This is a genomic window from Lysobacter sp. TAB13, assembly GCF_052113885.1.
Classification (GTDB): domain Bacteria; phylum Pseudomonadota; class Gammaproteobacteria; order Xanthomonadales; family Xanthomonadaceae; genus Lysobacter; species Lysobacter gummosus.
Map to the genome: position 1 here is coordinate 1 of NZ_JBFRDR010000039.1, position 18,002 is coordinate 18,002.

Consider the following 18,002-nt stretch of genomic DNA (forward strand, 5'->3'; position numbering starts at 1 on the left):
GCCGGATCGATCACTTGCACCGGAGCGCCGGACTGGCTGACGAAGCGGGTACGCAGGTTTTCGTGGCGGGCGACGATTCTGTTCAGGCTGTTCTGCAGCGCCGCCCGGTCGAGTTCGCCGCTCAGTTGCAAGGCCACCGGCATGTGATACGCCGCACCGGCCGAGTGATCGAGCTGATCCAGGAACCACAAGCGCTGTTGCGCCCACGACAGCGGCAACGCGGCATTGCGGTCGGCGAGCGTGATCGCCGGCTGGAATGCACTCTGCGCACCCTGCACGCTCGCGGCCAGTGCGGCCGGGGTGGGACGCGAGAACAGGTCGCGCAGCGGAATTTCCAGACCCAGCGATTGACGCAGGCGCGATGCGACCTGCACGGCCAGCAGCGAATGTCCGCCGAGTTCGAAGAAGTGATCGTGGCGGCCTACTCGTTCGATGCCCAGCAGCTCTTGCCAGATGTCGGCGATGGCAGCTTCGATCTCGCCTTGCGGGGCTTCGTACTCGCGGCTTAGCACCGCGCCTTGATCCGGCGCCGGCAGCGCCTTGCGATCCAGCTTGCCGTTCGGGGTCAGCGGCAACGCTGCCAGCGCAACGAAGGCGCTTGGGACCATGTACTCGGCCAAGTCTTTCGACAATGCCTCGCGCAACGCCGCCACCGACAGTTCGGCACCGGGCTCCATGACCGTATAGGCCACCAGGCGCTTGTCGCCTTCAACGTCTTCGCGTGCGATTACCACTGCCTCGCGTACGCCTTCGCAGGCCACAAGGCGCGCTTCGATCTCGCCCAGTTCGATGCGGAAGCCGCGGATCTTGACCTGGAAGTCGTTGCGGCCCAGGTACTCGATCGTGCCGTCCGACAACCAACGGCCGAGGTCGCCGGTTTTATACATCCGCGCTTGCGGATCGGCGCTGAACGGGTCGCGGACGAACCGCTCTGCCGTCAGTTCCGGACGATTCCAATAGCCGCGCGCCACCTGCACTCCGGCAATAAACAGTTCACCCGCGACACCCACCGGCATCGGCTCACCGCGCGCATCCAGCACATACATCTGCGTATTCGTTACCGGACGCCCGATCGGCACTGCGCGCCGTTGCGATGGCTCGGCGCAGTTCCAATACGTCACCTCGATCGCGGCCTCAGTCGGGCCGTACAGGTTGTGCAGTTCCACCCCGGGCAAGGCGGTAAATACTTGTTGCTGCAGGCTGTAAGGCAGTGCCTCACCGCTGCAGAACAGCTGCTTCAAAGTCTTGCAGCGGCCCGCATCGGCCCGGTCGATAAACACCTGCAACATCGACGGCACGAAATGCGCCACCGTGATGCCGGCGCTTTCAATCAGATCGACAAGATAGTCTGGGTCCTGATGGCCCAGCGGCTTGGCCAACACCAAGGTCGCACCCGACAGCAACGGCTGGAAGAACTCCCACACCGATACGTCGAAGCCGAACGGCGTCTTCTGCAGCACTCGGTCCGAGGCGTTCCACGGAAACTGTTGAACGCCCCAATCCAGACGATTCATTACGGCGTGATGCTCATTCATCACACCCTTGGGCTGGCCGGTCGAACCCGAGGTGTAGATCACGTAGGCGAGATGCCGCGGCGTCAGCCCGAGCGACTCAGGCTCGGGATCGTGTTCGCTCTGCTCAACCAACGACGCATCAGCGTCCAACGCGATACGCGGCGACACAGCATCTTCCGGCAACAATGCGCGAGTAGCCGCATGCATTAACACCGCGGTCGGCGCGCAGTCTTCCAGCATGTAGGCCAGCCGATCGCGCGGGTAGCTCGGATCCAAGGGCACGTAAGCACCGCCAGCCTTCAGCGTGCCCAGCAGGCCGATCACCATTTCCAGACTGCGCTCCACGCAGATCGCGACCCGTTCGTCCGGCTTTACCCCCAGGCCAACCAGCCGGTGCGCCAGACGATTGGCGCGTCGGTTGAGTTCGCCGTAAGTCAGGCGCGCACCATCGAACTCCAGCGCGATCGCTTCCGGCGTAGCGCGAGCCTGAGCCTCGAAGGCGCGATGGATCAGTTCGATACGGCGCGGCGCGGCCGTCGCATTGAACGCCTCCACCACCCTCTCACGCTCGCCAGCGGGCAACCACGGCAGCGCATCGAGCGTGGACGATTCCCCGGCCAAATGCTGCAGAAGCACGGTCAGGCTTGCGACATAACGTTCCGCGGTCGAGCGATCGAACAAATCCGTCGAATACAGCAACGCGCCGACGATGGACCCGCCGTTATCGCTCAACGACAGTTCCAGATCGAAGTGCGTCGTCGCCTGGCCGCTGTCCAGCGATTCGATCGACAACCCCTGCAGGTTCAGACCGCCGCCGTCCGGCGTGTTGTTCATGGTCAGCATCGCCTGGAACAGCGGGCTGTGGCTCATGCTGCGCGCCGGTTGCACGGCTTCGACCACTTGTTCGAACGGAAGATCCTGATGCTCATAAGCGGCCAACGTTGTCGCCTTCACCCGCGACAACAGGTCGGCCACGCTCGGCGCGCCTTGCAAATCCACTCGCAGCGCCAAGGTATTGACGAAGAAGCCGATCAGCGGTTCGAGCTCGCTGCGCTGGCGGTTCGCGACCGGGCTGCCGACCACAACATCGGATTGACCGCTCAAGCGCGACAGCAGTACCGACCAGCCGGCCAACAAGGTCATGAAGACGGTCGTGCCGTGACGCTGCGACAAGCTGCGCAACTGCGCGCTCAGCTCAGCCGACAGGCGGACCGGGACGCGATCGCCCGCATAGCTCTGCACCGCGGGCCGCGGCCGGTCGGTCGGCAATTCCAGTACTGCCGGAGCACCGCGCAGTTGCTCGCGCCAATACGTCGTTTGACGCTGCAGGGTCTCGTCCTGCAGCCAGCCGCGTTGCCACGCCGCGTAGTCGGCGTACTGGATCGGCAGCGGCGGCAGCGGATCGGGCTGACCCTGGCGAAACGCGTCGTACAACGCGCTGACTTCCTGCACCAGCACGCCGACCGACCAGCCGTCGGAGACGATGTGATGCTGCGTTACCAGCAGCACATGTTCGCCCTCGCTCAATCGCAGCAAGCGACCGCGAATCAACGGCCCCTGGGCCAGATCGAATGGCGCCCGCGCTTCTTCGCGGCTTTGCGCCGCAACCGACGCCGCCTGCTCATCGGCAGACAGGTCCCTCAGATCGCATTCGCTCAGCGCGAAGCCGACATCGGGCGAGTCGATTACCTGCATCGCGGCGCCGGCCTCGGTGACGAAGCGCGTGCGCAGATTTTCATGTCGCGCCACGATGCGATCCAGGCTGTCACGCAACGCCGAGCGATCCAACTCGCCGCTCAGCCGCAGCGCCACCGGCATGTGATACGCCGCGCCGGCAGAGTGATCGAGCTGATCCAGGAACCACAGGCGCTGTTGCGCCCACGACAGCGGCAACGCCGCGCCGCGGTCGGCCAAGCCGATCGGCGACTGCGATGCACCGCTGCTGCCTTGCAAGCCGGCGGCCAGTGCCGCCAGCGTAGGCCGCGCGAACAGATCGCGCAGCGGAATCTCCAGACCCAGCGATTGCCGCAGGCGCGAAGCCACCTGCACCGCCAACAGCGAATGTCCGCCGAGCTCGAAGAAGTGATCGTGACGCCCGACCCGCTCCAGACCCAGCAGTTCCTGCCACACCGCCGCGATCGCATTTTCGATCTCGCCCTGCGGCGCTTCGTACTCGCGGCTCAGCACCGCGCCCTGGTCCGGCGCCGGCAAGGCCTTGCGATCCAGCTTGCCGTTCGGCGTCAGGGGCAGCGACTCCAGTACCACGAACGCGCTCGGCACCATGTATTCGGCCAAGCGATGAGACAAGTGTTCGCGCAACGCGGCGCCGGACAGAACCACACCGTCGTGCGCCAGCAGATACGCCACCAGCCGCTTGTCGCCCGGCGAATCCTCGCGCGCGATCACCACCGCTTCGCGTACGCCTTCGCATGCCGCCAACTGGGTTTCGATCTCGCCCAGTTCGATACGGAACCCGCGAATCTTGACCTGCGCATCGTTGCGTCCGAGGTATTCGATCGTCCCGTCCGCCCGCCAACGGCCCAGATCGCCGGTCTTGTACATCCGGGCCTGCGTGTCGGCATTGAACGGATCGTGCACGAAGCGCTCGGCGGTCAGCTCCGGACGATTCCAATAACCGCGCGCCACGCCCGCACCGCCGACGTGAATCTCGCCGGCCACGCCGATAGGCACCGGCTGGCGATTTTCGTCCAGCAGATACACGCGCGTATTGGTCATGGGCCGGCCGATCGGCACTTCTCCCGCCGGTACGGCCGCGCCGCCATCGAAGGCGATGAAGGTCGAGTCCACGGTCGCTTCGGTCGGGCCGTACAGATTGAGCCAGCGGCAGCCGCGCGTGGACGGCGCGGCGAGCCATGCGCTCAGATAGCGTCGCTCGACTTTTTCGCCGGCCACCGCCACCAGACGCAGATCATTGCTTGGCAAGCTGCGTCCGGCGCCGATTTCCTGCACCCACTGATGCCAGAAGGCAGTCGGAAGATCGATCACGCTCAAGCGGCGATCGCGCAGGAAATCCGCGAATTCCTTATCCGGCGCGACCATGTCGGCCGAACGCAGTACCACGGTGGCTCCCGCGCACAGCGCCGGGAACAGCTCGATCACCGAACTGTCGAACGAGAAGGTGGCGAATTCGAGCGTGCGGTCCTTCGGCGTCAACGCGTAGGCGCGGATATGCGTCAAAGCCTGCGCGACGATGCTGGCGTGTTCGATCATCACGCCCTTGGGTTCGCCGGTGGAACCGGAGGTGTAGATCACATAGGCCAGATGCCGCGATTGCAGGCCCACAGCGCCCGGATCGGGATCGTCGGCGTTGCCCGCATCCGCGTCCTGGCCGTCCAGATCCAGCATCGGCACCGCGCAATCGCGCAGCAGCGGCAAGCTGTCGCGCAAAGCGCGCTGCGTGACCAATGCGACCGGCGCGCTGTCGGCGAGCATATACGCCAGCCGCTCGGGCGGATAGGCAGGGTCCAGCGGGACGTAACCGCCGCCGGCTTTCAGGATGCCGAGCAGACCGACCACGATGTCCAGACCGCGCTCGGCGCAGATGGCGACGCGGTCGTCGGGCTTCACGCCCGATTCGATCAGCCGATGCGCCAGCCGGTTCGCGCGGCGGTTCAGTTCGCCATAGCTGAGCGATTGACCTTCGAATTCCAGCGCGATCGCGTTCGGATTCGCATGTACCCGAGCCTGGATCAGTTCGTGCAGCAGTCTGCCGCTGCCGGTTTCGGCGCGGTCGCCGTTGAATCCTTCGACGATGGCTTCGTGCTCGACGCGCCTCAGCAGCGGCAAGCGCGCGATCGAACTCCGATCGTCCGCGCACATCGCCGCCAGCAGAGTCGCGAAATGGCCGACATAGCGCTCCACCGTATCGCGATCGAGCAGATCGGTGGAAAATTCGAGATTACCCGCGATTCCTTCGCTGCCTTCGTTGAGCGACAGCGCCAGATCGAAATGCGTGGTCGGATGCGGCGATTCCAGCGCCGCTATCCGCAGGCCGGCCAACGACAGGCCGCCACCGCCGCCGGGCGTGTTGTTCATCGTCAGCATCGCCTGGAACAGCGGGCTGTGGCTCATGCTGCGCGCCGGCTGCACGGCTTCGACCACTTGCTCGAACGGGAGATCCTGATGTTCGTATGCAGCCAGCGTCGTCGCCTTCACCCGCGACAGCAGGTCGGCCACGCTCGGCGCATCTTGCATGTCGACGCGCAGCGCCAGCGTGTTGACGAAGAAGCCGATCAGCGGCTCGAGTTCGCGCCGCTGGCGATTCGCGACCGGGCTGCCCACCACCACTTCGGATTGACCGCTCAGGCGCGACAGCAAGAGCGACCAGCCGGCCAGCAGAGTCATGAAAATAGTCGTGCCGTGGCGTTGCGACAAGCTGCGCAGCTGCGCGCTCAAATCGCTAGACAGCCGAACCGAGACACGGTCGCCTGCGTAACTTTGCACGGGTGGACGTGCCCGGTCGGTCGGCAACTCCAGCACCGCCGGGGCGCCGCGCAGTTGCTCGCGCCAATAGTCGCTCTGGCGCTGCAGGGTCTCGCCCTGCAGCCAGCCGCGCTGCCAAGCGGCATAGTCGGCGTACTGGATCGGCAGCGGCGGCAACGGATCGGGCTTGCCCTGACGAAAGGCTTCGTACAGCGCAGTGACTTCCTGCACCAGCACGCCGATCGACCAACCGTCGGAGACGATGTGATGCTGGGTTACCAGCAGCACGTGTTCGTATTCGCTCAGACGCAGCAGGCGCCCGCGGATCAGCGGCCCCTTGGCCATGTCGAACGGTGCACGAGCCTCTTCGCGGCTCTGGGTTCTTACCGCTGCGGCTTGCTCATCGGCCGACAGGCCGCGCAGATCGGATTGATTCAAAGCGAAACCGGTGTCGGCCGGATCGATCACCTGCACCGGCGCGCCGGACTGGCTGACGAAGCGGGTTCGAAGGTTTTCGTGACGCGCGACGATCCGGTCGAGGCTGCTGCGCAATGCGGACAGATCCAGCTCGCCGCTCAGTTGCAAGGCCACCGGCATGTGATAGGCGGCGCCGGCGGAGTGATCGAGCTGATCGAGAAACCACAAGCGCTGCTGCGCCCACGACAGCGGCAGCGGCTGGCTGCGATCGGCATGCGCGATCGCATCGCGCGCATCGCGTTCCGCCGCGCCGGCGGCGGCGCGCTGCTTGAGCCGGTTCAACAGGATGCTGCGCTTGAGCTCTTCCAGCGACTCGCTGCTCTTACTCATTGACCGACTCCCGCTTCAGGATTTCCAACAACTCTTCTTCCGACAGACCGTCGAGCTCTTCTTCCATGTCCTGCAGCTCATCGCCGAGGAACTCCATCATCTGCTGGGCCCTGACCGCGTCGGCCAGCACGTGCAGAACCGGCTGTTCGAACAGACCTCGCAGCGGCACGTCTACGTGGAATTGCTCGCGTACACGCACCATCAGTTGCATCGCCAGCAGAGAATGTCCGCCCAGCTCGAAGAAATGGTCGTGGCGGCCGACTCGTTCGATGCCTAGCAGGTCCTGCCAGATCTCGGCGATGGCGGTTTCGATCTCGCCTTGCGGGGCTTCGTATTCGCGGCTTAGCACCGCGCCTTGATCCGGCGCCGGCAGGGCCTTGCGGTCCAGCTTTCCGTTCGGGGTCAGCGGCAATGCGTCCAGCGCGACGAAGGCGCTTGGGACCATGTATTCGGCCAGGTCCTTCGACAGCGATTCGCGCAGTGCGGCTACCGACAGCTCGACACCCGGCTCCATGACCGCGTAGGCGACCAGGCGCTTGTCGCCTTCGACGTCTTCGCGTGCGATCACCACCGCTTCGCGTACGCCTTGGCAGGCGACCAATCGGGCTTCGATCTCGCCCAGCTCGATGCGGAAGCCGCGAATCTTCACCTGGAAGTCGTTGCGGCCCAGGTATTCGATCGTGCCGTCCGACAACCAACGACCCAGGTCGCCGGTCTTGTACATCCGCGCCTGCGGATCGGCGCTGAACGGATCGCGCACGAATCGCTCCGCCGTCAGTTCCGGACGATTCCAGTAACCACGCGCCACCTGGACGCCGCCAAGATGCACTTCGCCGACGACACCGATGGGGACCGGTTCGCCGCGCGCATCCAGCACATACACCGGCGTATTCGCGATCGGACGGCCAATGACCGGACCCCCCATCGCTTCGCGAATGCTGCCGATCGTCGCGTCTACCGTGCACTCGGTCGGACCGTACATGTTGTGGAAGTGGATTCGCTTCGAATCCCGAAGCTGCGCCCACAGCTTCGGGCCGATGGGCTCGCCGCCCAGCAACACGCTGACGGGACGATAGCCCTCGCCTTCTAACAACCCTGCGGCCAACAAACCTTCGAGTTGGGACGGGGTGCTGTCTAACGCGTCGATCTTCTGCGCTTCGATGAAGTCCAACATCGCCGGACCGCTCGCGCGGATCGACTGCGGGATCGGCAGCACGCAATGGCCCGACAGCAGCTGCAGCAATCCTTTCAGCGACATATCGAACGCGTAGGCCGCGTTCAGGCCGATCCGCGAACCCGGAGCCACTTCGCGATGGGTGGTCGCCTGCATTGCCCGCCAGAAGTTCACCGGCGAGCGGTGCTCGATTATCACGCCCTTGGGCAGGCCGGTCGAACCGGACGTGTAGATCATGTAGGCCAGATGGGCCGAATTCAGCGCCACCGAAGGCGCCTGCTCCGACTCCTGCGCCAGCGTCGCGTCTTCCAGTTCGATCACCGGCACCGACAGCGAACCCAACAACGGACCCACCGACGCCTGCGTTACCAACGCCATCGGCGCACTGTCGGCCAGCATGTAGCTCAAGCGGTCGAGCGGATAGCTCGGGTCCAGCGGTACGTAACCGCCACCGGCCTTCAGGATGCCGACGAGCCCAACCACCATCTCCACGCTGCGCTCAACGCAGATCGCCACCCGATCATCGGGTTTCACGCCCAAACCGATCAGACGATGCGCAATCTGATTGGCACGCCGGTCCAGCTCGGCATAACTCAGCGTCACATCTTCGTACGACACCGCCGGTGCATCCGGCGTCCGCGCGGCCTGGGCTTCGAACAGTTCCACCAGCGTCTGATCGTGCGGCTGCGCATCGACCGAATTGAACTCACGCAGGACCGTCTCGCGCTCGGCAGTGGGAAGAATCGGCAGTTCCTGTAGTACTTGCTTCGACCCGTCCTCCAGCGCCGAAAGCAACGACGCCAAAGCCTGCTCCATATACCGAACCAGCCGTTGCGGATCGATCCCCGCCACCGCCAGCACCGTCAGGCCGAACGCCTCGCCCAGATCTTCCACCGACATCGTCAGCGGATAGTTGTTGCGCGTATCGCCGCCGATCAGACGCATACCGCTCCAGGCCTGCATCGCCTGCGCGCTGTCTTCCGGCGTCGCCGCATGGCCGTGTCGGTAATTCAACAGCGACGTGAACAACGGCAGCGGCGCCTGCACGCCGCTGCAACGTTGCGCCAGCGCCAGCGATGCCTGTTCGTGCTCCAGCAGTTCGCTCAACTGCGCATAGACCTGCGCGATCGATGCAGTTGCGTCCTGCCCCAGCCCGATCCGGATCGGCAAGGTGTTCAGGAACATACCGACAACCTGATCGGCGCCTTCCGATCCTTGCAGACGGCCCGACAGCACCGTGCCGAACACGACATCGTCCTCACGGCCGCTGCACTGGCCCAGCACCCGCGCCCAGGCGACGTGGAACAGCACCGCCGGGGTTACGCCGCGACGGCGCGATGCATCGCGTATCGCGCGCGCCATCGCCATCGACAGCGGCAGGCGCGCTTCTTCGACCTGCTCGCCGTCGTTCTGAACGTTCAATATGCCGAACGGCGCCGTCGGCTCTTCCACCGTCGCCAACTGGGCACGGAAATAAGCCTCGTGTTCGTCGTCGGCCACCGTCTGCATCTGGGCGATGAAATGACGGTAGGCACGTGCCGGCGGCAGGGTGCCGCCGCTGAGCAGGGTCTGGATCTCCGACAGAATCAGGTCCATCGCCACGTGGTCGCAGACCAAGTGGTGGCGCAGCAAGGCCAGCAGCCATTCGCCACTGGCGGCATCCTGGGTGATATACCCGCGCAGGACCGGCGCCTGGCTCAAGTCCAGACGCATGCGACGCGGATCGGTTCGCTCCAGCAACTGCGGCAATGCTTCTTTCCGCGGATCGACCGCGATCGATTCGATGGGCAGCGGCGCTTCGCGATGCACCACTTGCACCGGTCGCGGCAGGCCCTGCCAGCGCACCGAGCTGCGCAGGATGTCGTGACGCGCGATGACTTGTTGCAACGCGGTCAGGAACAGGTCGAGCCGCTCGCGACTGTCGAACGCGACCACCGAGCGCATCAGATAGGCGTCGCCTTCGCGGTCCTGTTCCAACAGGTGATGGAACAGGATGCCTTCCTGCAACGGCGCCAGCGGGTAGATGTCCTGGATGTTGGTCACACCGCCGGGCACCGATTCGACAATGCCGTCGATCTCGTTCTGGTTCAGCGTGACCAGCGGCAACAGGTCGGGCGTTAGGTGCGTCGTCTGCTTCGTGATCGGGTTCGCGGCCGCTTCGGCCGCGGCCGCAACCGGTTCACCGGCCAATTGTTCGGCCAGCGCATGCAGCATCGGCGTGGTGAACACGGTCCGCACGTCGGTCGAATAACCGCGCTGACGCAGGCGCTCGATCAAGCCGATCACCAACAAGGAGTGACCGCCCAGTTCGAAGAAGTGGTCGTTGCGACCGACCCGGTCCAGGCCCAGCAGGTCTCGCCAGACTTCAGCGATGGCGATTTCGATGTCGCCTTGCGGGGCTTCAAAGGCCCGGCTTAGCACGGCGCCTTGATCCGGGGCGGGCAAGGCCTTGCGGTCCAGCTTGCCGTTCGGGGTCAGCGGTAATGCGTCCAGCGCAACGAAGGCGCTCGGGACCATGTACTCGGCCAAGTCCTTCGACAGCGCGTCTCGCAACGTAGCGACCGACAACTCGGCGTCGGACTCCATGACCACGTAGGCGACCAGGCGCTTATCGCCTTCGACGTCTTCGCGTGCGATCACCACCGCCTCGCGCACGCCGTCGCAAGCCACCAGCCGCGCTTCGATCTCGCCCAGTTCGATTCGGAAGCCGCGAATCTTGACCTGGAAGTCGTTTCGGCCCAGGTACTCAATCGTGCCGTCCGACAGCCAGCGGCCGAGGTCGCCGGTCTTGTACATCCGTGCTTGCGGATCGGCACTGAACGGGTCGCGGACGAACCGCTCTGCGGTCAGTTCCGGACGATTCCAGTAACCACGCGCTACTTGGACGCCGCCCAGATGCAACTCGCCGACGACGCCGACAGGCACCGGTTCGCCTCGCGCATCCAGCACATACACCGGCGTGTTCACGATTGGCCGGCCGATGACCGGCCCGCCCGTCGCTTCGCGGATGCTGCCGATGGTCGCATCCACCGTGCACTCGGTCGGGCCGTACATGTTGTGGAAGTGGATTCGCTTCGAATCGCGAAGCTGCGCCCACAATTTCGAGCCAATGGGTTCACCGCCCAGCAACACGCTGACAGGGCGATGGCCCTCGCCTTCCAACAGGCCCGCGGCCAACAAACCATCCAATTGCGACGGCGTGCTGTCCAGCGCGTCGATCTTCTGCGCTTCGATAAAGTCCAACATCGCCGGACCGCTTGCGCGGATCGACTGAGGGATCGGCAGCACGCAATGGCCCGACAGCAGCTGCAACAAGCCCTTCAGCGACATATCGAACGCGTAAGCCGCGTTCAGGCCGATCCGCGAACCCGGGGCCACTTCGCGATGCGTGGTCGCCTGCATCGCCCGCCAGAAGTTCACCGGCGAGCGATGCTCGATCATCACGCCCTTGGGCTGACCGGTCGAACCGGACGTGTAGATCATGTAGGCCAGGTGGGCCGAGTTCAGAGCAACCGAAGGCGCTTGCTCCGATTCCTGCGCCAGCGTCGCGTCTTCCAGCTCAATCACCGGCACCGACAGCGAACCCAGCAACGGCCGCACCGACGCCTGCGTCACCAACGCCATCGGCTCGCTGTCGGTCAGCATGTAGCTCAAGCGATCCAGCGGATAGCTCGGGTCCAGCGGTACGTAACCAGCCCCCGATTTCAGGATACCGACCAGCCCAACCACCATCTCCACGCCGCGTTCAACACAGATCGCCACCCGATCATCGGGCTTCACGCCCAAACCGATCAGACGATGCGCGACCTGATTCGCCCGACGGTCCAGCTCGACATAACTCAGCGTCATCCCTTCGTACGACACAGCCGGCGCATCCGGCGTCCGCGCAACCTGCGCGGCGAACAGCTCCACCAATGTCTGATCGTGCGACGACGCATCCACCGAGTTGAACTCGTGCAGGATCGCCTCACGCTCCACCGAGGGAAGAATCGAAATCCTCTTCAGCGCTTGCGAACTTCCGTCCTCCAGCGCTGACAGCAACGACGTCAGCGAATGCTCCATGTACCGCACCAGACGTTGTGCATCGATCCCCGCCACCGTCAGCGCGGTCAGGCCGAATGCCTCGCCCAGATCCTCCACCGACATCGTCAGCGGATAGTTGTTGCGCGCCTCCACGCTGATCGACCGCATTCCGCTCCAGGCCCGCGCCGCGGCCGCGATCTCTTCATCGCTGGTGAGCGCATTGCTGTGACGGTAGTTCATCAGCGCGGTGAACAGCGGCAGCGGCGGCTGCACGGCGCTGCAGCGCTGGGCCAAAGCCAGCGACGCTTGCTCGTACTGCAGCAGCTCGACCAGACGCTGATGCATCTGGCGCACGGCCTGAGCCGCGTCGATATCGGCCAGCGACAGCCGTACCGGCAAGGTGTTGATGAACATTCCGACGACTTGATCGGCGCCCTCCGACCCCTGCAGACGGCCGGACAGCACGGTGCCGAACACGACATCCTCGCGGCCGCTGCATTGCGCCACCACCTGCGCCCAGGCGACATGGAACAACACCGCCGGCGACACCCCACACCGCCGCGAGGTATCGCGTATTCCCAGCGCCAGTGAAGGCGCAAGGCCGATGCGCGCCTCGCTGACCAGATCGCCGTCGCCCTGCACGTTCAAGATTCCGAACGGCGCCGTCGGCTCGTCCACCGTGCCCAACTGCTCGGTGAAATAAGCCTCGTGTCCGCTCATATCCATCGCGTGAGTCCGCGCGATGAAGCTGCGATACGGCATCGCCGGCGCGAGCCGGTCCTGCTCGCCGCGCAACAACATCTGCACTTCCTTGAGCAGCAGCTGCAGCGAGTAGTTGTCATCGACCATGTGGTGGTTGAGCAAGGCCAACAGCCACTCGCCGTTATCGCGATCCTCGGCGATATACGCACGCAGCAAAGGCGCGCGGCGCAGGTCGAAACGAACGCGGCGCGGATCGGTGCGCTCAAGCAGCTGCGGCAGCACGTCCCGGCTCTGATCCACAGCCAGCGCTTCGACCGGCAACGGCGCTTCGCGATGCACCACCTGCACCGGACGCGGCAATCCCTCCCAATGCACCGACGTACGCAGAATGTCGTGACGCGCGATCACTTGCTGCAATGCCGCCAGGAACGTGTCCAGCCGCTCGCGGCCGTCGAACGCCACCACCGAACGCATCAGATAGGCATCGCCCTCGCTGCCGTGCTCCAGCAGATGGTGGAACAAGATGCCTTCCTGCAACGGCGCCAGCGGGTAGATGTCCTGCAAATTGCGCACGCCGCCGGGAACCGAATCGACGATGCTGTCGATCTCGTCCTGGCTCAACGCGACCAGCGGCAGCAGCTCGGGCGTGATGCGCGTGGTTTCCGGCGTGATCGGATTGGCCGCGACCTCATCGGCTTCCGCGACCGGACCACCGGCGAGTTGCTCGGCCAACGCGCGCAGCACCGGCGCGGTGAAGACGGTGCGCACGTCGGTCGAATAGCCGCGCTGGCGCAGGCGTTCGATCAGCCCGATCACCAGCAGCGAATGCCCGCCCAGCTCGAAGAAATGATCGTTGCGGCCTACTTGCTCCAGGCCCAACAGGTCCTGCCACACCGCCGCGATCGCGACTTCGATCTCGCCCGCGGGTTCCTCGAAGGCCCGGCTTAACACCGAGTCGCGATCCGGCGCCGGCAGCGCCTTGCGATCCAGCTTGCCGTTCGGCGTCAGCGGCAACGACTCCAGCGTCACGAACGCGCTCGGCACCATGTACTCGGTCAGATCGCGCGACAAGGATTCGCGCAGCACCGACACCGACAGTTCGATACCCGCATCCATCACCGCGTACGCCACCAGACGCTTGTCGCCGGGCACGTCCTCGCGCGCGATCACCACCGCTTCGCGCACGCCGTCGCAGGCCATCAGCTTGGCCTCGATCTCGCCGAGCTCGATGCGGAAGCCGCGAATCTTCACCTGGAAATCGTTGCGCCCCAGGTATTCGATCGTGCCGTCGGCCAACCAGCGGCCCAGGTCGCCGGTCTTGTACATCCGCGCCTGCGGATCGGCGCTGAACGGATCGCGCACGAAGCGCTCCGCGGTCAATTCCGGGCGATTGAGATAACCGCGTCCGACCTGAACGCCGCCGATAAACAGTTCACCCGCCACGCCCGCGGGCGCGGGTTCGCCTTGCGCGTCGAGCACGTACATGCGCGTATTCGCGATCGGCCGTCCGATCGGAACGCGGCCGGTGTGCTGCTGCGGATCGCAGCGCCAGTAGGTGACGTCCACGGCCGCTTCGGTGGGGCCATACAGATTGTGCAGGCTCGCCGACGGAAGTTTCTGCAGGCAACGCTGTTGCAGCGCGTACGGCAGCGCTTCGCCGCTGCACAACACTTGACGCAGCCCACCGCACTCGGCGGGGGAGATCTGTTCCAGGAATACTTGCAGCATCGACGGCACGAAGTGAACGACGGTGATCCCCGCCGAGTCGATGATGCTCGCGAGGTAATCCGGCTCCTGATGTCCCAGCGGCCGCGCCATCACCAGTCGCGCGCCCGCCAGCAGCGGCAGGAAGAACTCCCATACCGACACGTCGAATCCGAACGGTGTCTTCTGCAGCACGCGATCCGACTCGGTCAACTGGAACTGCGATTGCGCCCACAGCAGGCGATTGACCACGCCCCGGTGTTCGTTCATCGCGCCCTTGGGCTGGCCGGTCGAGCCGGAGGTGTAGATCACATAGGCCAGATGGCGCGAAGTCAGCTTCAGCGCAGCGGCATCGGGATTGGCATCGGACTGAGCGGCCCACAAGCCGGCATCACTGTCCAGACACCACACCGGGCGTGCATCCGACTCGGGCAAGCGATCACGCAGACTGCGCTGAGTCAGCAACGCCACCGGCGCGCAATCGGCGAGCATGTAGTTCAAACGCTCGGGCGGATAGCTCGGGTCCAGCGGTACGTAGGCGCCGCCGGATTTCAGAATGGCGAGCAGGCCGATCACCATCTCGATGCTGCGTTCGATATGGATCGCCACCCGATCGTCGGGACGCACGCCGGCCTGGATCAGGTGATGAGCCAGTCGATTGGCGCGGCGGTTGAGCTCGCCGTAACTCAGTTGCTCGCCTTCGAACACCAGCGCGACCGCATCCGCTTCTTGCGCAACTTGTGCTTCGAACAAGCTCTGTACGGTCTGGTCGAGATCGAAATCGGTCTCGGTGGCGTTGAACGTCTCGAGCACTTGCTGACGTTCGCTGTCCGGCATCGCCTTAAGGCTGCGCACGGCGCGCTGCGGTTCTTCGCGCAGCGCTTGCAGCAGGGATTCGACCGCGGTCTCCAGATATCCCGCCATTCGATCGGAGTCGATTCCCGCAGCGCACTGCGCAGTCAGGCCGAAGCCATCGCCCCAGTCCTCCACCGCCATCGTGACCGGATAGTTGGTGCGCTCTTCGCCGCCGATCAGGCGCACGCCGGTCCACACGTCGCTGGCCGCGGCGTCCGAAGGCTGTTTCGGCGCGTGGCTGTGGCGATAGTTCAGCAGCGTCGTGAACAACGGCAACGGCGCCTGTACGCCGCTGCTGCGCTGCGCCAACGCCAGCGATGCCTGTTCGTGCTGCAACAGTTCGGCCAGACCGCGCTGAGTCGCGCGCACCGCTTCGATAGCCGGGGCTTGATCCAGATCGATCCGGATCGGCAGCGTGTTGATGAACATGCCGACTACCTGACCGCTGTCGGCGGCCTGCAAGCGGCCCGACAGCACGGTGCCGAACACCACCGCTTCGCGCCCGCTGCACTGCGCCAGCACGCGGCCCCAGGCCAGATGGAACAACGCCGCCGGCGAAACGCCGAGACGGCGGGCGCTGGCGCGCAATTCCGTTGCCGTCGCTTCGCTGAAAACGCGCTTCGACTCTTCGACAGCGTCGCCGCTTCCCTGCACGTCCAGCACATCGAAGGGCGCCGTCGGCGTATCGATATCGCCCAGGCGCTCGCGGAAATAGGCTTCGTGGTGATCGGTCGAAACTGCCTGCGTGCGGGCGATGAAGTTGCGGTAGGGCTGCGGCGCCGGCAGATCGCGCTCATCGCCTCGCAGCACGACGGCCACTTCCGACAGCAGCAATTCCATGGTGACGTGATCGCACACCATGTGATGGCGCAGCAGGCTCAGCAGCCATTCGCCGTTCGCCGGATCGGCGACGATATACGCCTCCAACAGCGGCGCCCGGCGAAGATCCAATCGGGTCCGGCGCGGATCGGTCTGCGCCAGCAGATACTGCATGGCGTCTTCGCCCGCTTCGCACGCCAGCTCGTTGACCGGCAGCGCCGCTTGACGATGCACGACCTGCACCGGCTTGGTCACGCCCTGCCAGCGCACGGCGCTGCGCAGGATGTCGTGACGCGCGATCACCTTCTGCATGGCACCGACGAAGGCATCGAGGCCCGCGCGGCTGTCGAAGGCGATCAGCGAACGCAGCAGATACGCATCGGCCTCGCCATCGAGCAGGTGATGGAATAGGATGCCTTCCTGCAACGGCGCCAGCGGGTAGATGTCCTGGATATTCGCCACGCCGCCCGGGACGCTATCGACGATGCCGTCGATCTCTTCCTGCGACAATTGCACCAGCGGCAACATCTCCGGCGTGATCCGCGCTGCGGCCGCCTCGTCCGGCAAGATCGCCAGCAGCGCGGCCTTGTGTTCCTTGAGCAGGGCCAGCAATTCGGCGGTCATGACGCCGCGTGCCGCGCGCACGACCAGTTCGCCGGCGCTGACATGTACGGAAATGTTGTTCTCGCGCAGTCGGGCGAGCACATCCTGTGGCGTCATACGTGAAACTCCTCGGTATCTGCTTCGTTCGCTTCATCCCGGAAACTGTCCGGAATCAGATTGGCGGGGACTTGGAAATCGTCTGCGGCGCTCGGATTCGCGCGAAGGGTTTCGGCCAGGGCGCTGAGAACCGGTGCGATGAACACCGTGCGGACGTCGGCATTCAAGCCGCGCTGACGCAAGCGTTCGATCAGGCCGATCACCAGCAACGAGTGGCCGCCCAGTTCGAAGAAATGGTCGTGGCGACCGACGCGGTCCAGGCCCAGCAGTTCTTGCCATACCTCGGCGATTGCGGTTTCCGTTTCGCCTTGCGGCGCTTCGTATTCGCGCTGCGATACCGATGCCTGGTCCGGCGCCGGCAGCGCTTGCCGATCCAGCTTGCCGTTGGTGGTCAGGGGCAACGAGTCCAGAGCGACGAATGCGCTCGGGACCATGTACTCGGCCAGGTCTTTCGACAGCGACTCGCGTAGTGTGGCGACCGACAATTCGACGCCGGGCTCCATGACCGCGTAGGCCACCAGGCGCTTGTCGCCTGGGGTGTCTTCGCGTGCGATCACCACAGCGTCGCGCACGCCCTCGCAGGCGGCCAGCTTGGCCTCGATTTCGCCCAGTTCGATGCGGAAGCCGCGGATCTTGACCTGGAAGTCGTTGCGGCCCAGGTACTCGATCGTGCCGTCCGCCAACCAGCGGCCGAGGTCGCCGGTCTTGTACATCCGTGCCTGCGGATCGGGGTCGAAACGGTCCGGCAGGAAGCGCTGCGCGGTCAGTTCTTCGCGGTTCAAATAGCCGCGTGCGACGCCGGCGCCTGCGACGTACAGCTCGCCGGTCACGCCGACCGGCACCGGTTCACCCTGTCCGTCCAGCACGTACAGGCGCAGGTCGGCGATGGCTTGGCCGATCGGGCTGCCGCGCGGTGTCGCTACATCGGCTTCGGTGATCGGTCTATACGTGGCATGCACCGTGATTTCGGTGATGCCGTACATGTTGATGAGTTGCGTGCGCGATCTCGGGTTGCGCTGCAGCCACGGCACCAGCGTGCTCAGCTCCAGGGCTTCGCCGCCGAATACGATCGTGCGCAGTTGGTGCTCGTGTTCGCTCTGCGCCGCGATCAGGGCGCGGAACGCGCTCGGGGTCTGGTTCAGCACTGTCACGCCTTCGCGCACCAGCAGGTCGTAGAACTCCGATGGCGAACGCGCACACAACGACGGCACGACGACTACGCGGCCGCCGTACAGCAATGC

General features: G+C 65.0%; 3 protein-coding genes. All 3 read right to left on the reverse strand.

Translation table 11 applies throughout. From position 1 onward, the window contains the following. The coding region (locus AB4Y92_RS24735) for an amino acid adenylation domain-containing protein (RefSeq protein ID WP_441822036.1) at window positions 1-6,764 on the reverse strand (6,764 nt) is incomplete at its 3' end. Continuing rightward, on the reverse strand, window positions 6,757-16,761 hold the full coding sequence (locus AB4Y92_RS24740; protein WP_441822037.1) for an amino acid adenylation domain-containing protein: 10,005 nt from the start codon (window positions 16,759-16,761) through the stop codon (window positions 6,757-6,759). The genes AB4Y92_RS24735 and AB4Y92_RS24740, both read right to left, overlap by 8 nt. Further along, window positions 16,758-18,002: non-ribosomal peptide synthetase (locus tag AB4Y92_RS24745; protein WP_441822038.1), on the reverse strand; the 1,245-nt coding region annotated here is incomplete at its 5' end. The genes AB4Y92_RS24740 and AB4Y92_RS24745, both read right to left, overlap by 4 nt.

Coding starts and splice junctions, on each gene's coding strand:
- AB4Y92_RS24740 (WP_441822037.1), bottom strand. CDS start 16,761: ATGACGCCACAGGATGTGCTCGCCCGACTGCGCGAGAACAACATTTCC.